At 73.3% G+C, this 5,019-nt stretch carries 5 protein-coding genes; 4 read left to right on the top strand and 1 reads right to left on the bottom strand.

What is annotated here, in order from left to right:
* Positions 1 to 109 precede the first annotated feature (109 nt).
* A complete protein-coding gene (locus tag ACTUAL_RS27020; protein WP_440902218.1) occupies positions 110 to 1,918 on the bottom strand; it encodes an AMP-dependent synthetase/ligase in 1,809 nt (602 codons plus the stop codon).
* Positions 1,919 to 2,047: 129 nt separating this feature from the next.
* Here ACTUAL_RS27020 and ACTUAL_RS27015 point away from each other — a divergent pair, with 129 nt between their 5' ends.
* From ACTUAL_RS27015 to ACTUAL_RS27000, 4 genes are read left to right on the top strand one after another with little or no spacing between them, the layout of a single operon-like run.
* Complete coding sequence (locus ACTUAL_RS27015; protein ID WP_096492009.1) at positions 2,048 to 2,428, top strand: polyketide cyclase / dehydrase and lipid transport; 381 nt, start codon at positions 2,048 to 2,050, stop codon at positions 2,426 to 2,428.
* An 11-nt stretch (positions 2,429 to 2,439) separates the two neighbouring features.
* The gene (locus tag ACTUAL_RS27010; protein ID WP_440902217.1) at positions 2,440 to 3,228 is read left to right on the top strand and encodes a metallophosphoesterase family protein; all 789 of its coding nucleotides are present in this window, start codon (positions 2,440 to 2,442) and stop codon (positions 3,226 to 3,228) included.
* Positions 3,229 to 3,255: 27 nt separating this feature from the next.
* Entirely contained in the window at positions 3,256 to 3,690 is a 435-nt protein-coding gene (locus tag ACTUAL_RS27005) for an SRPBCC family protein (RefSeq protein ID WP_015800228.1), read from the top strand.
* Positions 3,687 to 4,892, top strand: a complete 1,206-nt coding sequence (locus ACTUAL_RS27000; protein ID WP_440902216.1) for an ArsA family ATPase — start codon at positions 3,687 to 3,689, stop codon at positions 4,890 to 4,892. The genes ACTUAL_RS27005 and ACTUAL_RS27000 overlap by 4 nt, the downstream gene beginning before the upstream one ends.
* Positions 4,893 to 5,019: the final 127 nt, after the last annotated feature.

The following is a 5,019-nucleotide window of genomic DNA, read 5'->3' as shown; positions in this document are numbered from 1 at the left end:
CCCGCCCCGCCGGGCGCGGGGGTCGGGCAACTCCCGCTCCATGCTATCACTGGGGGGGGGTTGCCCCACACCGCGGTGTGGGCCAACCGTCTGTTCCGCCCCCGGCGCGCTAGCGGGAGTAGATCGCCTCGATGTCGGCCTTGTAGGTGTTCGCCACGACCGACCGGCGCAGCTTCATGCTCGGCGTCATCTCGCCGCCTGCCTCGGTGAAGTCCACCGGCAGCACGCGGAACTTCTTGATCGACTCCGCCTTGGACACCGCCAGGTTCGCGTCGTCCACCGCAGCCTGGATCTCCTTGAGCAGCTGCTCGTCCTCCACCACGTCCGCGACCTTCGTGCCCGCGGGCCGGTTGGTGCGCTCCAGCCAGGACGGGAAGAACTCCGGGTCGATCGTGATCAGCGCGCCGATGAACGGCTGCGCGTCGCCGATCACCATGCACTGGCTGATCAGCGGGTGCGCCCGCAGCCGGTCCTCCAGCACGGCCGGGGAGACGTTCTTGCCACCGGCGGTGACGATGATCTCCTTCTTCCGGCCGGTGATCTTCAGGAAGCCGTCGGCGTCCAGCTCGCCGATGTCGCCGGTGTGGAACCAGCCGTCCTCCAGCGCCTCCTCGGTGGCCTTCGGGTTGTTCCAGTAGCTCCGGAACACCACGTCGCCCTTGATCAGCACCTCGCCGTCCTCGCCGATGCGCACCGAGGTGCCGCCCACCGGCTTGCCGACCGTGCCGACCCGGACCGCCGTCGCCGTGTTCAGGCACGCCGCCGCCGTGGTCTCGGTCAGGCCGTAGCCCTCCATGACCGGCACGCCGATGCCCCGGAAGAAGTGCGCCAGCCGCTCGCCCAGCGGCGCGCCGCCGGACACCGCGGCGATGCACCGGCCGCCCAGCGCCGCCTTGAGCCTGCGGTACACGAGCTTGTCGAACACCGCGTGCTTGACCTTGAGCAGCAGGCCGGGACCGCCCGCCGCCTCCGCGCGGCTGTACTCGACGGCGGTCGCCTCCGCGATCGCGAAGATCTTGCCCTTGCCCTCGGCCTCGGCCTTCTGCTTGGCCCCGTTGTAGACCTTCTCGAACACGCGCGGCACCGCGACGACGAACGTCGGGCGGAACGTGCCCAGGTCCTCGACGAGCTTGCGCACGTCCTGGGTGTGGCCGACGGTGACCCGCGTGTACAGGGCGCACAGGGCCAGCACGCGGGCGAGGATGTGCGCGAGCGGCAGGAACACCAGCAGCGTGTTGCCCGCCTGCAGCAGGTGCGGCATCAGCGTGACCGCCTCGCGGATCTCCGAGAGGAGGTTGCGGTGGGTCAGCTCGCAGCCCTTGGGCTTGCCCGTGGTGCCCGAGGTGTACACGATCGTCGCGACGTCGTCCGCGCCCGCGACCCGACGCCGGGCGTGGGCGTCCTCGTCGGACACCTCGGCCCCCAGCGCGGTCAGCTCGTCCACCGCGCCGCCCGCCGAGCCCGAGCCGGACTCCAGCTGCCAGACGTGCCGCAGCTCCGGCAGGTCGGGCGCGAGCGGCTCCAGCAGCGCGCGGTGGGCGCCCGTCTCGACGAACACGGCCTTCGCGCCGGAGTTCGACAGGATCCACTCGACCTGCTCCGCGGAGGAGGTCTCGTAGATCGGCACCACCACGGCGCCCGCGTGCCAGATCGCCTGGTCGAGCAGGGTCCACTCGTAGCTGGTCTTCGACATCAGCCCGACCCGGTCACCCGGCTCGATCCCGGCGGAGACCATGCCCTTGGCGACCGCCAGCACCTGGGCGGCGTAGTCACGCGAGGTCACGTCGACCCACGTTCCGTCCACGCGCCTGCGGAAGCTGACCGCGTTGCCGAAGCGCTCCGCGTTCGCCCACACCATGTCGGTGAGGTTGTCCTCAGGCGCCACCGACGCGGTAGCGGGAACGCTGAACTCGCGCACGTTGCCTCCGTGACTTTCGACTTCGATTTGTCCGACTCGTTCGACCGGACACGGAACTTAACCTGTGATTCCGGCGATACACCAGGCCGGTGCGCTGGTTCGTGGCCATCTCGTGGCACGCTCGCGGCCGTGCCGAGCGTGGACGTCGTGGACGAGACCTTCCTGGCTGTTCCCCCCGAGACCGTGGCGGAGGCCTTCGCCACGCCCGAGTCGTGGGCGCGGCACTGGCCCGACCTCATTCTCTCGGTCTACCTCGACCGGGGGGCGCAGGGGCTGCGCTGGACGGTCGGCGGCGCGCTCGTCGGGACCATGGAGGTCTGGCTCGAACCGGTCATGGACGGGACCCTCCTGCACTACTTCCTGCGGGCCGACCTGCCCGAGGAGGCCCCGGCCAGGCGGGTGCGCAGGGAGCTGCGCCGCCGCCAGCTCGACGCGAAGGGCGTGTCGCTGGGCCTGAAGCTGGCACTGGAGGCCGGTCGGGAGCCGGGGGTCGCCCCGGTCCTGCCGTAGATTCTCCCCCCGTGCGCGTACACGTGGTGTCGGACGTCCACGGCAACTCCGAAGCGCTGGCCCGCGCCGGTGACGGGGCGGACGCGCTGGTCGTCCTCGGCGACCTGATCGACTTCGTCGACTACTACGACCACTCCGGCGGCATCCTCGGCCGGGTGTTCGGGCCGGACAAGGTCGCCGAGTTCGCCCGGCTGCGGCGCGGGCGCATGGGCCCGGAGGCGGGCGCCTTCCTGCGGACGCTGTGGGCGGGCCTGGACGACGCGGCGGCCGTGGTCAGGGAAGCGGTGCACGAGCAGTACACCCGGCTGTTCGGGGCCATGACCGCGCCGACCTACGCCACGCCGGGCAACGTGGACAGCCCCGAGCTGTGGCCGGAGTTCGCCCGCGACGGCGTGCACGTGCTCGACGGCGAGAGCGCCGAGATCGGCGGGCTGCGGTTCGGGTTCGCGGGCGGCGCGGTGATCGCGCCGAACGTCCGCCGCACGCCCGGCGCCGCGTGGCGGGCCTACCTGCGCACCGACGCCGAGCTGACCGGCGTGCTCGCGGGCCTGGGCGAGGTCGACGTGCTGTGCACGCACGTGCCGCCCGCCGTGGCCGAGCTGACCTACGACGTGGTGGCCCGGCGCGCCGAGCAGGGGTCGACGGCCGTGCTGGACGCGATCCACCGGCTGCGCCCCCGCTGGTCGGTGTTCGGGCACATCCACCAGCCGATGACCAGGCGCACCCGCATCGGCCCGACCGAGTGCGTCAACGTCGGGCACTTCCGGCGGACCGGAACGCCGCACGTGCTGGCTTGGTGACCCGGCGCACCGGGTAGCCTGCGCGACATGGCCGACGAGTCCACCCAGTCCATCGTGATCGACGCTGCCCCCGAGCAGATCCTCGCGGTGATCGCCGACTTCGACTCCTACCCGGAGTGGGCGAACGGGGTGAAGCAGACCGAGGTGCTGAAGCGGGACGACGACGGCCGGGCCACCGAGGTCGAGTTCGCGATCGACCAGGGGCCCATCAAGGACGACTACGTGCTCGGCTACACCTGGCGGCCCACCGGCGTGTCCTGGACCCTGCTCAAGGGCACCATGCAGAAGGCGCAGGAGGGCAGCTACGAGCTGACCCCGACCGGCGCGGGCGTCCAGGTCACCTACACGCTCTCGGTGCAGCTCGTCGTGCCGATGATCGGCCTGTTCCGCCGCAAGGCCGAGAAGGTCATCATGGACACCGCGCTCAAGGAGCTCAAGCGCCGCGTGGAAAGCGCTGGATGAGCGCCGCACTGCTGCTGTTCACCGGCAAGGGCGGGGTCGGCAAGACCACCCTGGCCGCCGCGACCGCCGCCCGGCTCGCCGAGAGCGGGCGCAAGGCGCTCGTCGTGTCCACCGACCCGGCCCACTCGCTCGGCGACGCCTTCGGCGTGCGCCTGGGCGCCGTGCCGACCGAGGTGGACCCGGACGGGCTGACCGGGCTGCACGCCGCCCAGGTCGACCCGCGCGCCCTCGTCGACGACGCCTGGACCGAGCTGCGCGGGCACCTGCGCACCGTCCTGGCCGGGGCCGGGGTGGACGAGCTGGACGCCGAGGAGCTGACCGCGCTGCCCGGCGTGGAGGAGCTGCTCGCGCTCGGCGAGGTGCGCAGGCTGGCCGCGGGCGGGCCGTGGGAGGTCGTGGTCGTCGACTGCGGGCCCACCGCCGAGACCCTGCGGCTGCTCGCGCTGCCCGAGGCGTTCGCCGGCTACCTGGAACGGCTGTTCCCGACCCACCGCAGGGTGGTGCGCGGCCTGCTGGCCGGGGCCGCCGGGAGCGGCGCGGTCGACCGCTGGGACGCCACCGCCGACGCGCTGTCCCGGCTCGCCGAGCGGCTCGACGCGCTGCGGGGGATGCTGACCTCGGACGACACGGCCGTGCGGCTCGTGCTCACCCCGGAGCGGGTGGTCGCGGCCGAGACGCGGCGCACGGTGGCGGCGCTCGCGCTGCAGGGCGTGCGGGTGTCCGGGCTGGTGGCGAACCGGCTCGTGCCCGCCGTCGGGGCGGACGAGAGCGGCGCCGCGGCCACCTGGCTGCGGACGCGGCGCGCCGAGCAGGACGCGGTGCTCGCGGACCTGGCCGACCTCGGCGGGGTGCGCGCGGTCGAGCACCGGGCCGCCGAGCCGGTGGGCGTCCCGGCGCTGCTGGAGGTGGCGCGCGGGCTGTACGGGGACGAGGACCCGGTCGGGGGACCCGGCGGGTCGGGGGCGCTGACCGCGGTGGAGCGGGACGGTGACGAGTACGTGCTGCGACTGGCGCTGGCGGTCGGCGAGTCCGACGTGGACCTCGCGCGGGTCGGCGACGAGCTGGCCGTGACCCTGGACGGCAGGCGCAGGCTGGTCCCGCTGCCGCCGCTGCTCAAGCGGTGCCTGGTGACCGGGGCCGAACTGGACGACTGCGGGTTGGCGGTGCGGTTCCGCCCCGACCCCGAGCTGTGGATGCGGTGAGCGGCGTGGCCGATGCCAAGCTGGTCGAGGAGTTGCGGCTGCTGCTGGACGCGGCGGCCGAGCGGGCGGAGCCGTGGCTGCACCGCGTCGCGGCGGCCGAGGACGGGCACGACCCGGCGGCGTGCGG

Source organism: Actinosynnema sp., assembly GCF_052038725.1.
This window is presented reverse-complemented; position numbering and strand designations above follow the sequence as displayed.